Here is an 18,283-nt window from a genome sequence, read left to right as displayed (position 1 = left end):
GCGGGGAGCGGCGGGTGGGGTGGGGGTTGGGAGGGGTCAGGGGGTCAGGAGGGTTCGCATGCGGGTGATCTCGGCGGACTGCTCGACCGCGACCCCGGTGGCGAACTCCTGCATGGCCTGGTCGGCGCCGACCTTCAGCAGGTCGGTGGACATCACGATCGCGCCCTGGTGGTGGTCGGTCATCATCTGCACGAAGAGCTTGTCGAACGCCGCGCCGCGGGCGTCGGCGAGCTGCCGCATCGCCTCGGCGGACTGCATGCCGCGCATGCTGCCGTGGTCGTGTCCCGGCACGTCGGCCGGCAGGTCGCGGGTGCTGAGCCAGGCACGCAGCAGGCCGACCTCGGGCCCCTGGGCGGCGCGGATCCGCTCGGCCACGGCGCGGATGCGGGGGTCGGCGGCCCGGTCGGGGGCGAGCGTCGCCATCTCCAGGGCCTGCTCGTGGTGCGGGATCATCATCCGGACGTACCAGACGTCGAGGCCGTTCCACCGGGGCGTCGACGCTCCCCGCACCTGATCGGGCGCACGGGTGGCGGCCGACTCCCCCGGACGGCCGGGGACCAGCAGCGGCGCCGCCGAGGTGGTGGCGCTCGCGCTCGACGCGCCCGTCGCGGCGTTCCCCGCGGCCGCCGGCGGCCGGGTGTCGTCGCGCCCGGCGAACGCCAGCCCGCCGATCACCACGAGCATGACGAGCGCTGTGACGCCCACCCACACGCGCGCCTGCCGGCTGGTCATACGACGCCTCCTCCGGTCAAGGTGAAAGGGATCCTATACATAGATAAAAGTTCCCCAGTGTGACCCAGGTCACATTGATGACGGTCTCCGATCGGTAAGGTTTGGCGAATCATCATCCCCTTTCGAAGGGTGTTGCCGGTGATCAGCCTCCGCACGTCCCGCACCCGCATCATCAGTCTCGCCGCCGCCGGCCTGCTGCTCGCCGGCGTGGTCGCCGCGCCGCCGAGCAGCGCCCAGGAGATCCCCCGCGCCCAGGCCGCGCCGGCCACCGTGGACAACGCCGTCCCCGGTGTCGACGAGATCTCCAGCAGCCCCAACCTGCGTCAGGTGGCCAACCTGCCGAAGCAGGCGCCGTTCGACACCACCGCCGCCCTCGGCACCGACATCGCCTTCCAAGGGCGGTACGCGTTCGTCGGCAACTACGACGGGTTCGTCATCTACGACATCCTGCGGCCGAGCCGCCCGACGATCGTGTCGCAGGTGCTCTGCCCCGGCTCGCAGAACGACATCTCGGTCCACGGTGACCTGCTCTTCCTGTCCACCGACTCCTCCCGCAGCGACGACTCCTGCGCCAGCGCCAGCCAGCCGGCGTCGGTGAAGGAGTCCTGGGAGGGCATCAAGATCTTCGACATCCGCGACAAGCGCAACCCGCGCTACATCAAGTCGGTCGAGACCGCGTGCGGCTCGCACACCCACACGCTCGTGCCCGGCAAGGACAAGCGCAACGTCTACCTGTACGTCTCGTCGTACAGCCCGCGCGCCGACTTCCCGGACTGCCAGCCGCCGCACGACTCCATCTCCATCGTCAAGGTGCCGGTGAAGAGCCCCACCACGGCCTCGGTGGTCGCCACGCCGAACCTGTTCCCGGACGGCGGCTACCCGGGCATCCCGGGCCAGACGTCGGCCACCACCGGCTGCCACGACATCACCGCGTACCCGGCGAAGGACCTGGCCGCGGGCGCGTGCATGGGTGACGGCATCCTGCTGGACATCAAGAACCGCGAGGCCCCCCGGGTGATCGAGCGGGTGACCGACGCCGAGAACTTCGCGTTCTGGCACTCGGCCACGTTCAACAACTCCGGCACCAAGGTCGTCTTCACCGACGAGCTGGGCGGCGGCGGCGCGGCCACCTGCAACGAGGTGGTCGGCCCGAAGCGCGGCGCGGACGCCATCTACGACATCACCGGCCGCGGTGACGCCCGCAAGCTGGAGTTCCGCAGCTACTACAAGATCCCGCGCGTCAACGCCGACACCGAGAACTGCGTGGCCCACAACGGCTCGCTGATCCCGGTGCCGGGCCGCGACATCATGGTGCAGGCCTGGTACCAGGGCGGCATCTCGGTGTGGGACTTCACCGACTCCCGCAAGCCGACGGAGATCGCCTACTGGGAGCGCGGTCCGCTGGACGCCTCGCAGCTGCGTACCGGCGGTTCCTGGTCGGCGTACTGGTACAACGGCCACATCTACTCCAGCGACATCCAGAAGGGACTGGACGTGCTGGAGCTGCGTGACCCGCGGACCTGGCTGGCGCAGTTCCTGCTGGTTCCCGAGCTGAACGTGCAGACCCAGGCCGGTTACCTGAGCTGGTGACCCGCTGACCGTCCCGGGCCCGGCGCTCCCCTCGCGGGGGACGCCGGGCCCGGTGCGTGCGGGGCCGGGAAACCCCTGGCCGCACCGGCCGCCGCGAGCGATCCTGTCTTCCGTGAAGCGGTACGTGAGCGACCCGCTCGACGGCGCCGACGTCGTGCTCGTCGGACTCTTCCCGGCCAAGGACAAGGACTACGAGGCCCGCCTCGACCAGCTCGCCGCCGTGGCCGAGGAACGCGGCGCCCGGGTGGTGGGCCGGTTCGCGCAACGTCGAGGCGTCTCCGACCGGTGGCACGCACGTCCCGGCGGAGCTACCCGGATGTCCCGGCCGTTCTCCCGGCGGACGCTGCTGACGCACGGCAAGCTCCGCGAGATCGCCGAGGCGTGCAAGGAGGCCGGCGTCGACGCCGCCGTCTTCGTGAACACCCTGACACCGGTCCAGCGGACCGTGCTCGCCGACCTGCTGGGCTGTCTCGTGATCAGCGGCGACGACCTCGGCCGCAGCGGTCCCCCGCCCCGGATCAGCTCATCGGCAGGCGGTAGTCGCGGGTCCCGCCGCCGGCGGTGACCACCCGCACCTCGCCGCTGCGCAGCCCGTACGTGACCGACCAGCGGGTGTGCGACTGGCGTACCGCGTTCAGCAGCCGCAGCGCCCCGGGCGCGTCCACCACCCCACCGGTCCGGTCCAGCTCCTTCGCCAGCACCCCGTACCGGCGGTCCTGGCGCAGGTCCCGGTCCGGCACCCCGACGGCCGGCACGTTCGTCAGCGCCTGCCACGGGCCGCTGCGCCGGTCCACAGTCATCTTCCCGTCGACGAACTCGACCACCGCTGACGCGCCGGTCGCGTCGGCCAGCAGGTAGTGCAGCGGCGGCCCGCCGTCGAAGTCCAGGTTGTAGCGCTTGAACACGGCGACCGCCTCGTCCACCGTGGCGGCCGAGTCGAGCACCAGGCGCAGGATGCGCACCGAACCTACCTTCGGCAGGCCGGGCACCGGCTCGGCGCGCGCGCCGTCGTCGGCGGCCAGCCCGACCGCGAGGCCCCGCTCGTTCATGCCGTCGAACGGCAGCAGCGGCGCGTCCAGCAGCCGCCGGTCCCCCGCCGGGTCGGCGGCCACGCCCAGGTAGGAGATGTCGACCAGCGAGATCGAGGCGTACCCGTCCGGCGGGTCGGTGCGCAGCACCAGCGCGGGGTTCGGCTCCCAGTCGAAGTTGCGGGCGAACAGCGGCCGCTCCCGGTCGCCGAGCGCGGCGAACAGCGAGCAGCCGAACGGGCTCGGCGGCGTCGACCCGGCCAGCCCGGCGCTCGGGTCGTAGTCGCCGTCGTACGTCATCTCGTACATCGGCAGATCGTCGATCTTGCGGAGGCTGGCCAGCGTCCGTTCGACCTGGCCGGGGTCCTGCCGTGAGGCGGTCGGCGAGCCGGCCGCGGCCGGCGGGTCGGACCGGCGGCTCTCCCCGCAGGCCGTGCCGAGCAGGAGCAGCGCGAGCCCGCCGGCGATGAGGGTCCTCCGCATGACAGCGACGCTAGAAGAGGCGTCCGCCGATGTCCATCCGGGACCCGGTCAGCTCCGCACGACAGCGAACATCCAGCAGCCGTACACCACGTTGCGGCTGTGCAGCAGGTCCACCGCCGGATCGGCGAACAGGTCCGCGATCACCGCCTCCGGGTCGCCGCCGTCGTGTCGCCGTCCGCCCACGATGCGGCCCCGGCTGTCGTACGCGCGCAGCACCTGCTCCCGTCCGCGCCACTGCGACGGGTACGCCGTCACGTCGTCCGGGCCGGCGCAGGCTCCGGCGTGCGCGAACACCGGCCCCACCTCGCGGTACGGGCCCGGCGGCAGCGGCGGGGCGTACCCGAACAGCAGCAGCGCCTCGTCCGGCCGGGCGTCGCGCAGGCAGCAGCGCAGCGGCTCGCCGCCGGTGGCGCGCCGGCGCTCGGGCGGCTGCCCGGTGGCGTCGCGGCCGGGCGTCGCGCAGGCAGCAGCGCAGCGGCTCGCCGCCGGTGGCGCGCCGGCGCTCGGGCGGCTGCCCGGTGGCGTCGCGGCCGGTGCGCCGCAGCTCGGCGAGCGTCTCTGCAGGCAGTGGGCGGATCAGGAACGCGGTGCGGGTGGTCGTCACGGTCCCAGCCTGGCGCGGCGCGGACCACGGCGCTGGCGGTGATCGGACCTGGCGTTCGGATGCGCGAAATTGCGGACCGAGCGGGCACGCGCGGCCCGCATCGGACGCCGACAATGGCCGGATGGACGTCGACGACTACCGCGCCCACTCCCCGTACAGCGATCCCCGCCACCACGCGGCGCTGCTCGACGCCGTACCGGCCGACCTGCCCACCGTCGCGGCGACCGCCCGCAACGTGATCATCCACTACCGGGCCGGCGGCGTGGAGCTGCCGGACGTCCGCCAGGCCGAGGTGAACCTGCGCTGGACGGACCGCATCCTCGACACCGACCAGGCCCGGTTCCCGCTGCCGCTGACCGCCGAGCGCCCGGCCGCCGAGCGGGTCGCCGGCTGCTGCCGGGACCACGCGCTGCTCACGGTCGCGGCGCTGCGTCAGCACGGCATCCCGGCACGCAGCCGGGTCGGCTTCGCCGGCTACTTCGTGCCCGGCTGGCATCACGACCACGTGCTCGCGGAGTGGTGGAACGGCGAGCGCTGGGTCTGGTCCGACCCGGAGCTCGACCCGGCCGGCGACTGGCCGTTCGACGGCTACGACATCGACCCGGAGGCGGGGCACTTCGAGTCGGCGGCCCGGGTGTGGCTGGCGTACCGGGCGGGCCGGATCGACCCGGACACCTACGGCGTGGACCCGTCGCTGCCGATCCGGGGCGACTGGCTCGTCCACGACTACGTGCTGCTGGAGCTGGCCCACCGGCACAAGGACGAGGTGCTGCTCTGGGACGAGTTCGGGGCGATGACCGAGGACCTGACCGGCGCCGACCTCACGCTCGTGGACGAGGTCGCCGCGCTGCTCGTGGCCGCCGACCGCGGTGACACCGCCGCCGGGCGGGAGCTGACCCGGCGGTACGCCTCGGACGCCCGGTTGCGTCCGGGCCCGACGGTGCACTGCGGCGACCCGGTCTCCGGCGTGGCCGCCGACGTGGACCTGCGGCGCTGACCCACCGGCGGCCGCGCACCGGCCGGGCGCCCGGGCCGCGCGGGCTCACCCGGGCAGGGGCGCCTCGTCACCTCGGGTGCGGCGCGGGTTGACCAGCCGCCGGACCATCGGCGCGGCGTTCCACCGGGCCGCGCCGACCAGGTCCCGGGCGTGTTCGAGCACCGTGTAGTCGGGCCGGGCCATGCCCTCGGCGATGGCCCGGTCGAGGTCGTTGCCGCACCGGGTGAGCACGCTGTCGAAGTCCCGCCGGACCGGTTCCAGCAGGTCGTAGCCGAAGGAGCGGTGCAGCCGGGCGAACAGTGGCTTGTAGAGGCGGGTCCGTTCGTGCAGGCCCGACGAGTACGACATCGGGTTCTTCGGCCGCTGCCGGACGTAGCCGGGCAGCAGGTCGGCGAAGGCCTGCCGGACGATCCACTTCTCCTGCCCGTCGCGCAGCTTGAGGTCCAGCGGCAGCCGCATGGCCAGCTCGACGACGCTGAGGTCGAGGAACGGCACCCGCGCTTCCACCCCGTGCGCCATGCTGGCCCGGTCCACCCGTTGCAGCTCGGTCCGGCACAGGTTGCGGATCTTGTGCAGGAACAGCCGGCGGGACCGCTCCGGCCCGACCTGGTGGTACATCGGATATCCGCCGAACAGCTCGTCGGAGCCGTCGCCGGTGAGCACCACCCGGACGCCCAGCTCGCGCAGCCGCCGGAAGATCGGCACCGAGACGACGGCGTTGATGATGTCGCCGTACTCGGTCAGCTCGGAGACCCGGATCGCCTCGCGTACGTCGGCCAGCCGGATGTCGCGCGGGCGCAGCTCGATCACCTCGTGCGGCACGCCGAGGTCGGCGGCGAGCCGTCGGGCGTACGCGACGTCCGGGCTCTCCGGCACGCCGATGGTGACCGCCACGCAGTCCGGGTGCAGTTCCCGGGCGTGCAGCAGCGCCAGTGAGCTGTCCAGGCCGCCGGAGAGCACCACGCCGACGGTGAGATCGGTGTCCAGCCGGGCCCGCATCGCGTCGGTGAGCGCGACGCGGACCAGCAGGGCCGCCTCGTCCGGGTCGTCGATCACCGGCAGGCCGTCGCCGAGGGTGAGCAGGTCGACGTGCGGGCGTGGCCGGACCGGACCGCCGGGCTCGACCCAGCCGTGGTGCCCGGGCGCCACCTCGCTGATCGGCGCGCCGTGCCCGACGAGCGCCTTGACCTCGGAGGCGAGGTGCAGGCAGCCGGGCACGCGGGACCAGTACAGCGGCTTGACCCCGAGCGGGTCGCGGGCCAGGTAGGCCCGCCCGCTGTCCCGCTCGACGATCACGAACGCGTACTCCCCGCGCAGCCGGCGTACCGCGTTCTCGCCCCACTGGTGGAACGCGGTCAGCACCACCTCGGTGTCGCCGGTGGTGCGGAACTCGTGCCCGAGCCGGGTCAGCTCGGCGCGCAGCTCGTGGTGGTTGAAGATCTCGCCGTTGAAGCAGAGCAGGTGCCGCTCGTCCGGCGACATCCAGGGCTGGACGGACCGTTCCCGGTCCACGATCTTCAGCCGCCGTACGCCGGCGAGCAGGCCGTTCTCCTGGCGGGTCTCGGTGACCTCACCGCGCGGCGTGAGCGCGGCGAGCATCCGGCGGAAGGTGGCCGGGTCGGCCTCGGGGCCGATGCTCAGCGCGATGCCGCACACCGGGTCACACCCCCATCTCGGCCTCGTACGCCCGCCGGTAGCGGCGGCGGGCGTCCGGGGCGAGACACACGTGCCAGGCCTGTCCCTCGTCGACCACGTTCACCTCGCCGGCGTCCTGTCGGGCCAGCAACAGTCCGGCGAGGACCGAACGGGCGTCGAAGCGGTCGTACCACTCCAGCTCGACGTCGGCGGCCCAGCCGAGGCAGTGCCCGCTGGGCACCATCGCGGCGTACCCCAGGCGCCGCAGCCGGTACTGGTGCTCGGCGCTGCGGGCCAGGCTGGTCACCCAGAGCGGCGGCGTGCGGTCCGGCGCGACGGCCGCGAACTCCCGGGCCAGGTCGTTGAGGAACGCGATCATCTCGCGGCGGGCCCGGCGGAACAGCAGACCGGCGGTACGCGGGGTGGCGTCCGGGAACAGCCGCCGCCGTACCGCGCGCAGGCCCCGCCCCACGACGGTGGCGGCCTGCTCCTGATAGCGGAACTCGATCAGCCCGCGCCGGCGCAGCCACTCCAGGTCGACCAGTTCGGCGCTGGAGCGGACCTGGTCGTCGGTGAGGAACGTCGGGGCGTCCCGCCACCAGAGCACGTCGACGCGGGACAGCAGGTAGATCCGTACCAGCGCGGTGAGGTCCTGGGCCGAGCTGCGCGCGTTGGGCTGGTAGCGGGCCATCTCCAGCAGCAGCGTCTCCCGGGCGCCGATCAGCCCCTGGGGCGTCGCGTCGAGGACGGCGGCGATGGCCGGTTCGCGCAGCCACTGGTCGAGCAGCACCTGGCGGGCGGTGGCCGACGGCGCATCGGCGAGCGCGCCCACCTCGACCAGGAGGTCCGCCACCGCCGCCCGGTACGCGGACAGGTCCGGCACGGTCTCGGAGCGCCGGCCTGCGGCGGGCACCCGGCGGGCGGGGGCGGTGGGCGTGGCGGCGGGACCGGGCTGGCGACCGGGGCTGCGGCTGGGCACTCGCATGGTCTCCGTCCCCTCTCGGTCGGGACACGGCGTGACGGTATCTGCGCACACCGTAATTACCGAAGAGGGAGAGAATCTCCCATCTCTGCCGAAGGCGCCCGATCAGGTGGCGAATCGCCGCGTCCGGTCCTGCACCTCGTCGTATCCGGGCGGCGCCGGCAGTCCCGCGTCGCGCCCGGCGGCGATCGCGTCCGCGAGGTGCAGCGCCGCGCCGAGGGCCGCCCGGAACAGCAGCGAGCCGGTGCTCACCCGGGCCGCGCCGAGCCGGCCCAGGGCGGCCGGGTCCGGGCCGCCCGGCCGGTACAGCACGTTGACCCGCAACCCCGCCTCGGCCGCCAGCACGGCCACCAGGTCGTCGGGCACGCCGGGCACGAACAGGCCGTCCGCGCCGGCCTCCCGGTAGGCAACCGCCCGCCGCCGCGCCTCGTCCAGCGGCGACGGCACGTCCAGCCACCAGGCGTCGGTGCGGGCGTTGACGAAGACCCCCGGGACGGTCGCGCGGACCGCCGCGATCGTGGCGGCGACGTGCTCCGCCGGGGCCAGGCGCCCGTCCGGGCGGCCGTCCTCCAGGTTCACGCCGACCACGCCGAGCGCGGCCAGCTCGCCGACGTAGCGCGCCACCTCGGCCGGGTCGTCGTGGAAGCCGTCCTCGATGTCGACGGTGAGCAGCACCGGCAGGCGCCGCAGCCGGTACGCCAGCTCCAGCGTCTCGGCCCGGGTCGCGCGGACCGCGTCGGGCCGTCCGGCGGCCGCCGCGACGCCCAGGCTCGTGGTGCCGATCGCCGGGAATCCCCGGTCGGCGAGCGCCGCGGCGGAGGCGTGGTCCCAGGCGTTCGGCAGCAGCAGCGGGTCGCCGGGCCGGTGCAGCTCACGGAACGCGCGGTACCTGTCGGTCATCGCGGCGTCACCTCCGGCCGGTCGGTCGGGAATGGTTCAGTCGTGCGGCAGCGGCGGCGCAGCACGCCGACCACACCGGCGGCCAGGGCGAACGCGTGCCGCTGCCCGGGGCAGGCGCGGGGACCGGCGCCGAAGGTCAGCGCCGCACCAGTGGGATCGGCGCGGAACCGGTCGGGTTCCGGGAAGACGGCCGGGTCGCGGTTGGCGGCGTCGAACCGGAGCAGCAGCCGCTCCCCTGCCCGTACCGCCTGGCCGCCCAGACCCAGCGCGTCGGTGGCGATCCGGCGGGTGAGGCGTACCGGTGGATCGAGGCGCAGCACCTCGGCGAGCAGCGTGTCGGTCCCGAGTCGGGGCGGCGCGGCGAGGCCGTGCCGGGCGGCCGCGCCGATCAGCCCGGCGGTGGCGTCGGCGGCCTGCACCAGCAGCCCGAGGCGGTTCGCGGTCGTCTCGGCCGGAGCCGGCGGCGACATCGCGAGCAGCGCCGCCACCGCCCGGTCCGCCTCCTCAACCGCCGCCGGGCTCGCGCCCGGGTGGTAGGCGGCGGCCACCGCGCACACCTGCGCGACGGCCACCGCCGGATCTGCCAGGCCGAGCCGCTCCGCCAGCACCTCGACGGGTACGCGCCGAGCCGGCTCGCCCGTCACGATCTCCTTGCCGGGCAGGCGGTCGAGGATCCGTTCGGTCAGCCGCGCGGCGGCAAGGCTCAGCTCCGCCGGGTCGAGGGTGTCCAGCGCGGCCGTCCCGAGGGCGCGGCGCGCGGCGTGCCGATCGGGTGGGCTGAACCGGCTCACCGTGCCGCGCAGCCAGGCGAGGGTGCCCTCCGGGCCGGGCGGCGCCGCCGGCACCACGCAGCGGGGATCGGTCAGGGCGGCGACGACGTCCGCGTACCGGGTGAGGACCCAGCCGTCGTCGCCGGGCGTCGGCGGTCCGCAGGGCGGTGTGCCCGGAGCAGCCGCGATAGTCGGTAGGTCCATCGCCCGACCGTAGGGCGCGAACAGTTCGGTCCCGGCCGAACGATCCGGCGGTCCTCAGGCGCGCGCCGGGCCGGTGTCCCGGGAGGCGGGCGGGGCCAGCAGCGCCGGGTCGAGCGCGAGCGCCTCGGCCATCGCGTCCCGCCCGGCCGGGGTGAGCCGCACCGCCCGCCCGGCGCCCCGCGTCGTCCAGCCGAGGTCGAAGAAGCGCCCGCACAGGGCCGCCCCGAGCGCCCCGGCCAGGTGCGGGCGCCGCTCGGTCCAGTCCAGGCAGTCGCGTACGAGGGGTCGCCGGGCGGCGCGCAGCGGTTCCACAGGTACGCCCAGGCCGGCCAGCCAGGACACTCCGTCGCCGGTCAGCGCCAGGCCGCCGGAACGGTCGAGCACGCCACGGGTGAGCAGCGCGTCGTGCAGCAGCACGCCGAGCCGCCCGGCCAGGTGGTCGTAGCAGGTCCGGGCGTACGCCAGGGCGGTGGCGGCCGACGCGGCGCGCAACGTGCGGGGCGGGGTGTCCGGGGCGGGCGCCCGCCCGGCCAGGTCCTCGACGAGCTGGGCGACGGCCGGGCCGGCGAGGCGGACGTAGCGGTGGCGGCCCTGCCGCTCTTCGACCAGCAGGCCGCCCGCCACCAGCCGGGTGAGGTGGTCGCTGGCGGTGGACGCGGTGACCCCGGCGGCGCGGGCGAGTTCCCCGGCGGTCCAGGCGCGTCCGTCGAGCAGGGTGAGGCAGAAGCCGGCGCGGGTCGGGTCGGCGAGCAGCGCGGCGAACCCGGCCAGCCCTCGGCCGTCGGCGCGGATGGTCATCCGCCCATGCTGGCACGGCCACGGTTCGGGCCGCGCCGAACGGTGCCGGGGTTCTTTACACACGCCTCTGCAACGTTGTAGAAACGGTGGCACCGCACCTCCGTCTATTCCCGAGGGCAGGCCCGATGGGACACCTCCGCCGCGGTGGCGCGCTCGCCGCCGTACTCACGCTTCTGCTCGCCGGCGCGGCCCCCGCGTCCGCCGCCGGGCCCGACCGCTACCGCAACCCGGTCTCCGCCGGGTTCGCCGACACCTTCGCCGACCCGGTCGTGGTGCGCGGCGACGACGGACTCTGGTACGCCTTCGGCACCTCCGACCCGCTGCGCGAGGGCGAGGGCCGCGCGCACCGGGTGCCGATCGCCCGCTCCGCCGACCTGGTCGACTGGTCCTACGTGGGCGACGCGTTCACCGCCGACCAGCGGCCCGCCTACGCCGCGCCCGGCTCGGCGTTCTGGGCGCCCGACGTGCGGCGCGTCGCGGGCCGGTGGGTCATGTACATGACCGTCACCGACACAGGCGTCTCCGACGACACGTTCGACACCGCCGTCGGGGTGGCCACCGCGCCGAGCCCCGCCGGTCCGTGGACATTCGCCGACACGCCGGTGGTCGCCCCGCGGCCCGGCGCGGGCGGCGGTTACCTGTGGACCATCGACCCGAGCCAGCTCACCGGCGCCGACGGACGCCACTGGCTCTACTACGGCAGCTACTACGGCGGCATCTCGGTCACCGAGCTGTCCCCGGACGGGCTGCGCGCGGTCGGCACGCCGACGCCGGTCGCCGTCGACAACAAGTTCGAAGGCGCGTACGTGCTGCGCCGCGACGGCTGGTACTACCTGTTCGCGTCCACCGCGAACTGCTGCGCCGGCCCGGCCACCGGCTACTCCGTCCAGGTCGGCCGGTCCCGTGACCCGCGCGGCCCGTTCACCGACCGCGACGGCCAGCGCCTCGACGTGTCCCGGGCGGGCGGCACCCCGGTGCTCACCCAGAACGGCAACCGCTGGATCGGCACCGGACACAACGCGGTCCTCACCGACCTGTCCGGGCAGGACTGGATCGCCTACCACGCGATCGACCGCGCCGACCCGTACCTGGACGAGCCGTTCGGCGTCAACGAGCGGCCGATGCTGCTGGACCGGCTCGACTGGATCGACGGATGGCCCACTGTGAACGCGGGCGCCGGCCCCTCCGACACCGCCCGCACCGCGCCGGTCACCACCGGACCGATCGACGCCCGCTTCACCACCGTCGACCTGCGCGGCTGGCGCGCCGAACACGGCCGCTGGCAGGCCACCGGCGGAGCGCTGACCGGCACCGGCACGCTCACCTCACGTACCCGCATCGGCGGCGACCTGCGGGTGGAGACCGACCTGCGGCTGACCGGCGCGACAACCGCCGGGCTGCGGCTGCGCGGCGTGGACGTCCGCGTCGGGCGCGGCCAGCTCACGGCGGGCGCCGCGTCCACCGCGCTGCCCGCCGGCCTCGACCTGCGCGACCGGCACAACCTCGCGATCGAGGTACGCGGACAGCAGCTCGTCGCCACGCTCAGCCCTTCCCGCCTCGGCGACCCGGTGGCCCAGGTGACGGCACGGCTCCCCCGCCCCGCGACGGGCAGCCTGTCCGTACGCGCCGAGGGCGGCCCGGCCGAGTTCGACAACGTCAGCGCCGTCCGGCTGTACCGTCCGGTCCGGCACGCCGTCCCCGACCCCCGGGTCGGCCCGGTGCTGCGCGGCTACTCCGACGAGTTCACCGGCGGGCTCGACCCCGCCTGGCAGTGGGTACGCCAGGACCCGGCCGCCACGGTGAGCGGCGGCGCGCTGCGCTGGCCGGTGCAGAACGCCGACCTGTCCGGCACCGGCAACACCGCCGGGGTGCTGCTGCGGGACGCGCCGGCCGGGAACTACGTCGCCGAGACGAAGGTGACGCTCGACCTGGGCGAGGACAGCGTCCGCAACTACCAGCAGGCGGGCCTGGTCGCGTACGTCGACGACGACCGGTTCGCCCGGCTGACCCAGGTGGCGATCTGGAACACCCGGCAGGTCGAGTACGGCTACGAGCTGCCCTTCGCCGGTCAGCCCGTGTACGGCGGCAGCATCGTCGGCACCCCCGGCACCACCACCTGGCTGCGGCTGGCGCACCGGGTCGACCCGGTGAACGGCGAACACGAATTCCGGGCCGGGTCCAGCCGGGACGGGAAGCGCTGGACGTGGGGCGCGGTGTGGACGTTCCCGGCCGACACGACGCCCCGGATCGGGCTGGTGGCGCACGGCGGGGCGACTCCGGCGGTGACGGCGGAGTTCGACTACCTGCGCTTCCACCGCTGACGCTCGGGGCCGTCCCCTCCTCCGGGGGCGGCCCCGGCTCAGCCGCCGGGACGCGGGCAGGCGGCGGTCAGCTCACTGACCGTGCGGGTGTCGGCGTCGTAGCTGCGCGCCGCCACGAACGCCCCGGCCGGACGGCCCGCTCCGGCGACCGCCCGGGCCCGGCGCCGGTCCGCGCCGCCGAACCGCAACGCCAGGCTCAGGTGCGGCACCCACCGGCCGGGCAGGTGCCACGAGTGCCCACCGGACGCCTCGGCGAGCACGTCCCAGACCGCGCCGTGCAACGCGACGAGCTGCGGCGTCGGGTGGACCAGCCACACCAGCGGCGCGGTGCCGTCGAGCACCGCCACCCGGTCCAGCCGCACCGGCAGCGGCAGCGCCGCGTCGCAGAGGTCGGCCAGGCGCTGCTCGGCGCCGGGCGGGAACTCGTCCACGGAGGCGAGCGTCAGGTGCGGCCGGTTCGTCGGGTGCGTGTTGCGGGCGAGGCTGGGCAGCCCGGCGGCGGCGAGCCGGTCCCAGGCAGCGCGAACCGCCGCTTCCAGCTCCGGTGAGCAGAGCAGTTCGACCGTCCGCACGTGATCAGGCTAGCCGCCGGCAGCGCGCCACGACGTCCCGTCCGTCAGAGCCAGCCGGCCTCGCGGGCGAGCCGTACCGCTTCGGCCCGGTTCGCGGCGCCGAGCTTCTGCACGCAGGCGCTCAGGTGGTTGCGGACCGTGCCGGCGGCCAGGTGGGTTCGCCGGGCGATCACCGCGACCGGGGTGCCCAGCTCGGCCAGCCGCAGCGTCTCCAGCTCGCGGGGCGTCAGCGGGCACTCGGGCAGGGTGAGCGCGTCGGCCGCGAGCGCCGGATCGACGTACCGGGCGCCGGAGTGCACGCGGCGGATCACGTCGGCCAGCGCGCCGCCGGGAGCGCCCTTGGCGAGGAAGCCGCGGACCCCGGCGGCGAGCGCCGGCCGGAGCTGGGCGGGACGGCCGTGTCCGGTGAGGATCACCGGGGCGCAGCCGGGCAGCGCCCGGGTCAGCTCGGCGGCGACCTCGACCCCGCCGGGCGGCGGCATCTCCAGGTCGAGCACTGCGACGTCGGGGCGGTGGGCCAGCGCCGCATCCAGGGCGCCGCGCCCGTCACGCGCGTGCGCCACCACCTCGATGTCCGGCTCCAGGTCGAGCAGCGCGGCGAGCGCGAGCCGGATCAGCTCCTCGTCGTCGGCCAGCAGCACCCGGATCATCGCGTCACCGGCACGGTCGCGACCAGGCTGAACACGCCGTCGGCGGCGTCCGCCCGGACCCGCCCGCCGGCCGGGGCGAGCCGGTCGGCCAGGCCGCGCAGGCCGCCGCTGAGCCGGTCCGGGCCGTCGCCGTCCCGCACGCCGTCGTTGCGTACGGTCAGCGTCACCGCCGCGTCCTCCCGGGTGATCTCGATCCGGCACCAGCCGGCCCGGCTGTGCCGCAGCACGTTCGTTCCGGCCTCACGCAGCACGGCGGCCAGGTCGGCGGCGACCGGACCGGGTACCTCGCCGGACGGCGGGACCACTGTCGTGCGTACCCCGCTGGAGCGCAGCACCTCCCCCACCGCGGCGGCCTGCTCGGCCAGGTCGACGGCGCGGTAGCCGTGCACCGCCGCGCGGACCCGGGTCAGCGCCGTCCCGGCGAGCCGCCGAGCCTCCGCCGCCTCCCGCGCGGCCCGGTCCGCGTCGACCGGCGCCAGCCGCTCGGCCAGCTCGGCCTTCAGCGCGATCACCGCCAGGTCGTGGCCGAGCAGGTCGTGCACGTCCCGGGCGAAGCGCAGCCGTTCCTCGGCGGCGGCGAGCCGGGCCTGGGCGGCCTGCCCCTGCCGGGCCTCGACCAGCAGGTCCCAGAACCAGACCTGGACCCAGGTGAGCGCGGCGATCCCGGCCCCGACCACGCCGGTGACCAGCAGTGCCGTGGTCAGCGGGCCACCGGTCCACCAGGTGACGGCCGCGGACGCCGCGAGCACGCCGGCCGCCGCCACCGCCGCCACGACGGGCCGGAACAGCAGCGGCGTCATGCCGACCAGTGACGCGCCGAGCCACGCCCAGGTGGGCCAGGACCCGGCCGCGACCGGGCCGAGCAGCGGCACGCTGAGCAGCGCCGCCACGGTGAGCGCGGCGTGCCGGTGGCGGCGCGCCGGCACGGGCAGCCACGGCGTCACGGCGGCGTGCAGCACCGCGACCTGGGCGACTGTGAAGACGAGCAGCCCGGCCGCGCCGAGCGCGACGCGCGCCGGGTCGGGTTCACGGGCCAGTCCGACCACTGGCAGCAGCACCGTGGTCCACACGTTCGTGGCGAGCGACAGCAGGGTGACCCGCCGGGCCCGGCGCAGCCGGTGGTCCGCCGGATCGACGTTCATACCCGCTGATCCTAGGGCCCGGCGCCACCTGCTCCCCGGGACGGATGTCACGGCCGATCCGTGGATTCCGCACGGTCCGGCGATGACGAACACGCCTGTCCCGGCGCGCCCGGCGGCGGCAGGGTCGGGGCATGACGGAGATGACTGTGGTCGTACCCCGGCGGTGGGCCGGGTGGGCGCGGACGCGGCACCTGGCCGCGATGGTCGTGGCGATGGTGGCCGGGATGGTGCTGCTCGGGCCGCTGTGGCGGGTGGGCGCGGACGTGCTGGGCGGCGCGGACGTGCTGGCGCGACCGGACGTGGGCGCGCTGGTGATGGCGACGAACATGGCGCTGGGCATGGCCGCGTGGATGTGGCACCGGGGGTACGGCTGGGCCGCCACCGGCGAGATGTCGGCGGCCATGTACGTGCCGTTCCTGCTGCTGCTCCCGCTCTGGTGGGCGGGGTGGGCCGGGGACGGCACGCTGCTGCTCGGCGGCCACCTGCTGATGGTGCCGGCGATGCTGCTGGTGGCGCTGCGCCACCGGCACACGGCCGCCGCGCCACCGCGCCGGCACCCGGTCGCGGCGGCCGTGGCGCGGGGGTGGCCGGCCGGGCTGGCGCTGCTCATGACGGCGGACATGTGGTTCGCGCCCACCGTCTTCGCGCCGTGGACGCTGCTGGTCCTGCCCGCCGGCTACCTGCTGATCGGCACCTGGCGGCGGCAGTGGGGCGACCGGCGCGCGCTGGCCGCGCAGCTCGCCGGGGCGGCCGTGTGGGGCGGTCTGGCGGTCGTGGCGATGTTCGCGTCCGCCGACGTCGCCGGGGTGCTCGTCGGGGTGGGCTGGGTGGTCCACGCGGCCTGGGACGCCTGGTACCACCGCACCGGCGCGGTGGTGCCGCGCGGATACGCGCTGTGGTGCGCCGTGTTCGACGTCGGAGTGGGTCTGACCACGCTGCTGGCCGTCCTGTCCCGGTGATCCGGCGGGGGCACGGGGCCGCGCCGGATCACCCGGAGGGGACGGCCGTCGGCGTGGCGCGGCGAACGTTTGCCCCGGTCGCCGCGACCGCCGCGCGGCGGTGATGAAAAGCTTGTCGCATGAGTGCCGCACCGACGCCGACCGACCCCGCCATTCCCGCCGACGCCGAGGACGGTTTCGCCTTCGCCGATCTCGGACTGCGCGCCGAGTTGCTGGGCGCGCTGGCCGCGCTCGGCTACGAGGAACCGACCCCGATCCAGCGGGAGGCGATCCCTCCGCTGCTGGCCGGGCAGGATCTGCTGGGGCAGGCGGCGACCGGTACGGGCAAGACCGCCGCGTTCGCGCTGCCGCTGTTGCAGCGGATGCCGGTGGGGCGGCCGGACGGCGACCCGGTGTCGCTGGTGCTGGTGCCGACCCGGGAGCTGGCCGTGCAGGTCTCGGAGGCGTTCCACCGCTACGGCAAGGACCTGGGCGCCCGGGTCCTGCCGATCTACGGCGGGCAGCCGATCGGCCGGCAGCTGCGAGCCCTCGACCTCGGCGTGGACGTGGTGGTCGCCACGCCGGGCCGGGCGCTGGACCACATCGCCCGTGGCACGCTGCGGCTGGGCGCGCTCAGCACGGTGGTGCTGGACGAGGCGGACGAGATGCTCGACATGGGCTTCGCCGAGGACATCGAGGCGATCCTGGAGCACGCCCCGGCGCAACGGCAGACGGTGCTGTTCTCGGCCACCATGCCGGCCCGCATCGACGGGCTGGCCCGGCAGCATCTGACCGATCCGGTCCGGATCCAGATCGAGCGGGAGCGGCCGGTCGCCGGGGAGGCGCCCCGGGTGCGGCAGAGCGCGTACATCGTGGCCCGGGCGCACAAGCCGGCCGCGCTGGGCCGGGTGCTGGACGTGGAGTCGCCCACCGCGGCGATCGTGTTCTGCCGCAGCCGCGAGGAGGTCGACCGGCTCACCGAGACGATGAACGGCCGGGGCTACCGGGCCGAGGCGCTGCACGGCGGGATGAGCCAGGAGCAGCGGGACCGGGTGATGGGCCGGCTGCGCTCCGGCACGGCGGACCTGCTGGTCGCCACCGACGTGGCCGCCCGAGGGCTGGACGTCGAGCAGCTCACGCACGTGGTCAACTACGACGTCCCGTCGGCGCCGGAGTCGTACGTACACCGGATCGGCCGGGTGGGCCGGGCCGGGCGGGAGGGCGTGGCGATCACGCTCGCCGAGCCGCGCGAGCACCGGATGCTCAAGACCATCGAGCGGGTCACCGGCCAGCGGATCGCGATCGACAAGATCCCCACGGTGGCGGACATGCGGACCCGGCGGCTGGAGCTGACCCAGGGCGCGCTGCGGGAGAGCCTGCTGGAGGACGACCTCGACCCGTACCGGGTGATCGTGGAGTCGCTGACCGACGAGTTCGACCTGATGGAGGTGGCGCTGGCGGCGGTGAAGCTGGCGCATGAGGCGACCTCGCCCGGCTCCGACGACGAGGAGGAGATCCCGCAGGCGCCGGTCCGGGGTCCGCGCGAGGGCCGGCCGGAGGCCGGCGGGCGGGGTGAGCGCCGGGGTCCGGGCCGTCCGCGTACCGGTGGGACCACCCAGGTCTTCATCGGGCTGGGCCGCCGTGCCGGGGTACGGCCGCAGGACCTGGTCGGCGCGATCACCGGGGAGACCCGGATCAGTGGCCGGGACATCGGCTCGATCGAGATCGCCGACCGGTTCTCGCTGGTCGAGGTGCCGCAGGCGGTGGCCGACGAGATCATCTCGGGGCTGCGGGGCACCACCATCAAGGGACGCAAGGCGACGGTGCGCCGGGACCGGGACGGCGACGGGCCCGGCGAGCGCCGCGACCGGGGGTACGAGCGGCGCGACCGCCGCTGACGAGCGACGGGCCGCGCCCCGGCCACCGGGTGGTGGTGG

At 75.2% G+C, this 18,283-nt stretch carries 17 protein-coding genes; 6 read left to right on the top strand and 11 right to left on the bottom strand.

Annotation, left to right across the window (positions count from 1 at the left end; all coding sequences use genetic code 11):
- Positions 1 to 36: 36 nt before the first annotated feature.
- A complete protein-coding gene (locus tag ACSDG8_RS00215; protein WP_210894706.1) occupies positions 37 to 732 on the bottom strand; it encodes a DUF305 domain-containing protein in 696 nt (231 codons plus the stop codon).
- A gap of 138 nt (positions 733 to 870) precedes the next feature.
- Between ACSDG8_RS00215 and ACSDG8_RS00210 the strand changes: the two genes are divergently transcribed.
- Both ACSDG8_RS00210 and ACSDG8_RS00205 read left to right on the top strand, forming a co-directional pair.
- Positions 871 to 2,322, top strand: coding sequence for an LVIVD repeat-containing protein (locus ACSDG8_RS00210; protein ID WP_210894707.1), 1,452 nt, complete (start codon positions 871 to 873; stop codon positions 2,320 to 2,322).
- Positions 2,323 to 2,434: 112 nt separating this feature from the next.
- The gene (locus tag ACSDG8_RS00205; RefSeq protein ID WP_210894708.1) at positions 2,435 to 2,887 is read left to right on the top strand and encodes a hypothetical protein; all 453 of its coding nucleotides are present in this window, start codon (positions 2,435 to 2,437) and stop codon (positions 2,885 to 2,887) included.
- Here the strand turns inward: ACSDG8_RS00205 and ACSDG8_RS00200 are convergent.
- Both ACSDG8_RS00200 and ACSDG8_RS00195 read right to left on the bottom strand, forming a co-directional pair.
- The gene (locus ACSDG8_RS00200; protein ID WP_210894709.1) at positions 2,841 to 3,833 is read right to left on the bottom strand and encodes a carcinine hydrolase/isopenicillin-N N-acyltransferase family protein; all 993 of its coding nucleotides are present in this window, start codon (positions 3,831 to 3,833) and stop codon (positions 2,841 to 2,843) included. The two genes, ACSDG8_RS00205 and ACSDG8_RS00200, sit on opposite strands and share 47 nt — an antisense overlap.
- A gap of 48 nt (positions 3,834 to 3,881) precedes the next feature.
- The gene (locus ACSDG8_RS00195) at positions 3,882 to 4,181 is read right to left on the bottom strand and encodes a DUF1203 domain-containing protein (RefSeq protein WP_247688285.1); all 300 of its coding nucleotides are present in this window, start codon (positions 4,179 to 4,181) and stop codon (positions 3,882 to 3,884) included.
- A gap of 377 nt (positions 4,182 to 4,558) precedes the next feature.
- On the opposite strand from ACSDG8_RS00195, the gene ACSDG8_RS00190 reads away from it, so the two are divergent.
- Positions 4,559 to 5,434 carry a transglutaminase domain-containing protein gene (locus ACSDG8_RS00190; RefSeq protein ID WP_210894711.1) on the top strand — a complete coding sequence of 292 codons (876 nt, stop codon included), beginning with the start codon at positions 4,559 to 4,561 and terminating at the stop codon, positions 5,432 to 5,434.
- A gap of 45 nt (positions 5,435 to 5,479) precedes the next feature.
- On the opposite strand, the gene ACSDG8_RS00185 is transcribed toward ACSDG8_RS00190, so the two are convergent.
- The 5 genes from ACSDG8_RS00185 to ACSDG8_RS00165 all read right to left on the bottom strand — a co-directional run bounded on the left by ACSDG8_RS00185 (position 5,480) and on the right by ACSDG8_RS00165 (position 10,723).
- Positions 5,480 to 7,090, bottom strand: coding sequence for an asparagine synthetase B family protein (locus ACSDG8_RS00185; RefSeq protein ID WP_210894712.1), 1,611 nt, complete (start codon positions 7,088 to 7,090; stop codon positions 5,480 to 5,482).
- A gap of 4 nt (positions 7,091 to 7,094) precedes the next feature.
- Complete coding sequence (locus ACSDG8_RS00180) at positions 7,095 to 8,054, bottom strand: hypothetical protein (RefSeq protein WP_439427497.1); 960 nt, start codon at positions 8,052 to 8,054, stop codon at positions 7,095 to 7,097.
- Positions 8,055 to 8,156: 102 nt separating this feature from the next.
- A complete protein-coding gene (locus tag ACSDG8_RS00175) occupies positions 8,157 to 8,951 on the bottom strand; it encodes an isocitrate lyase/PEP mutase family protein (RefSeq protein ID WP_210894714.1) in 795 nt (264 codons plus the stop codon).
- On the bottom strand, positions 8,948 to 9,925 hold the full coding sequence (locus ACSDG8_RS00170) for a cytochrome P450 (RefSeq protein WP_210894715.1): 978 nt from the start codon (positions 9,923 to 9,925) through the stop codon (positions 8,948 to 8,950). The genes ACSDG8_RS00175 and ACSDG8_RS00170 overlap by 4 nt, the downstream gene beginning before the upstream one ends.
- Positions 9,926 to 9,979: 54 nt before the next feature.
- Positions 9,980 to 10,723, bottom strand: a complete 744-nt coding sequence (locus ACSDG8_RS00165) for an ArsR/SmtB family transcription factor (RefSeq protein WP_210894716.1) — start codon at positions 10,721 to 10,723, stop codon at positions 9,980 to 9,982.
- Positions 10,724 to 10,848: 125 nt separating this feature from the next.
- Between ACSDG8_RS00165 and ACSDG8_RS00160 the strand changes: the two genes are divergently transcribed.
- Entirely contained in the window at positions 10,849 to 13,044 is a 2,196-nt protein-coding gene (locus ACSDG8_RS00160) for a family 43 glycosylhydrolase (protein ID WP_210894717.1), read from the top strand.
- Between the two features lie 38 nt (positions 13,045 to 13,082).
- Here ACSDG8_RS00160 and ACSDG8_RS00155 read toward each other — a convergent pair whose 3' ends face one another.
- From ACSDG8_RS00155 to ACSDG8_RS00145, 3 genes are read right to left on the bottom strand one after another with little or no spacing between them, the layout of a single operon-like run.
- On the bottom strand, positions 13,083 to 13,616 hold the full coding sequence (locus tag ACSDG8_RS00155) for a 2'-5' RNA ligase family protein (protein WP_210894720.1): 534 nt from the start codon (positions 13,614 to 13,616) through the stop codon (positions 13,083 to 13,085).
- Positions 13,617 to 13,660: 44 nt separating this feature from the next.
- Positions 13,661 to 14,266 (bottom strand): response regulator transcription factor, encoded by a 606-nt coding sequence (locus ACSDG8_RS00150; protein WP_210894722.1) that lies wholly within the window; start codon positions 14,264 to 14,266, stop codon positions 13,661 to 13,663.
- A complete protein-coding gene (locus ACSDG8_RS00145) occupies positions 14,263 to 15,408 on the bottom strand; it encodes a sensor histidine kinase (protein WP_210894724.1) in 1,146 nt (381 codons plus the stop codon). Before ACSDG8_RS00145 ends, ACSDG8_RS00150 begins: the two co-directional genes overlap by 4 nt.
- Positions 15,409 to 15,539: 131 nt before the next feature.
- On the opposite strand from ACSDG8_RS00145, the gene ACSDG8_RS00140 reads away from it, so the two are divergent.
- Both ACSDG8_RS00140 and ACSDG8_RS00135 read left to right on the top strand, forming a co-directional pair.
- Positions 15,540 to 16,367: a hypothetical protein gene (locus tag ACSDG8_RS00140; RefSeq protein WP_210894726.1), complete on the top strand. Its 828-nt coding sequence runs from the start codon at positions 15,540 to 15,542 to the stop codon at positions 16,365 to 16,367.
- A gap of 119 nt (positions 16,368 to 16,486) precedes the next feature.
- Complete coding sequence (locus ACSDG8_RS00135) at positions 16,487 to 18,244, top strand: DEAD/DEAH box helicase (RefSeq protein WP_210894728.1); 1,758 nt, start codon at positions 16,487 to 16,489, stop codon at positions 18,242 to 18,244.
- Positions 18,245 to 18,283 lie beyond the last annotated feature (39 nt).

Source organism: Micromonospora sp. LA-10 (genome assembly GCF_051853095.1).
Classification (GTDB): Bacteria; Actinomycetota; Actinomycetes; order Mycobacteriales; family Micromonosporaceae; genus Micromonospora; species Micromonospora echinospora_A.
This window is presented reverse-complemented; position numbering and strand designations above follow the sequence as displayed.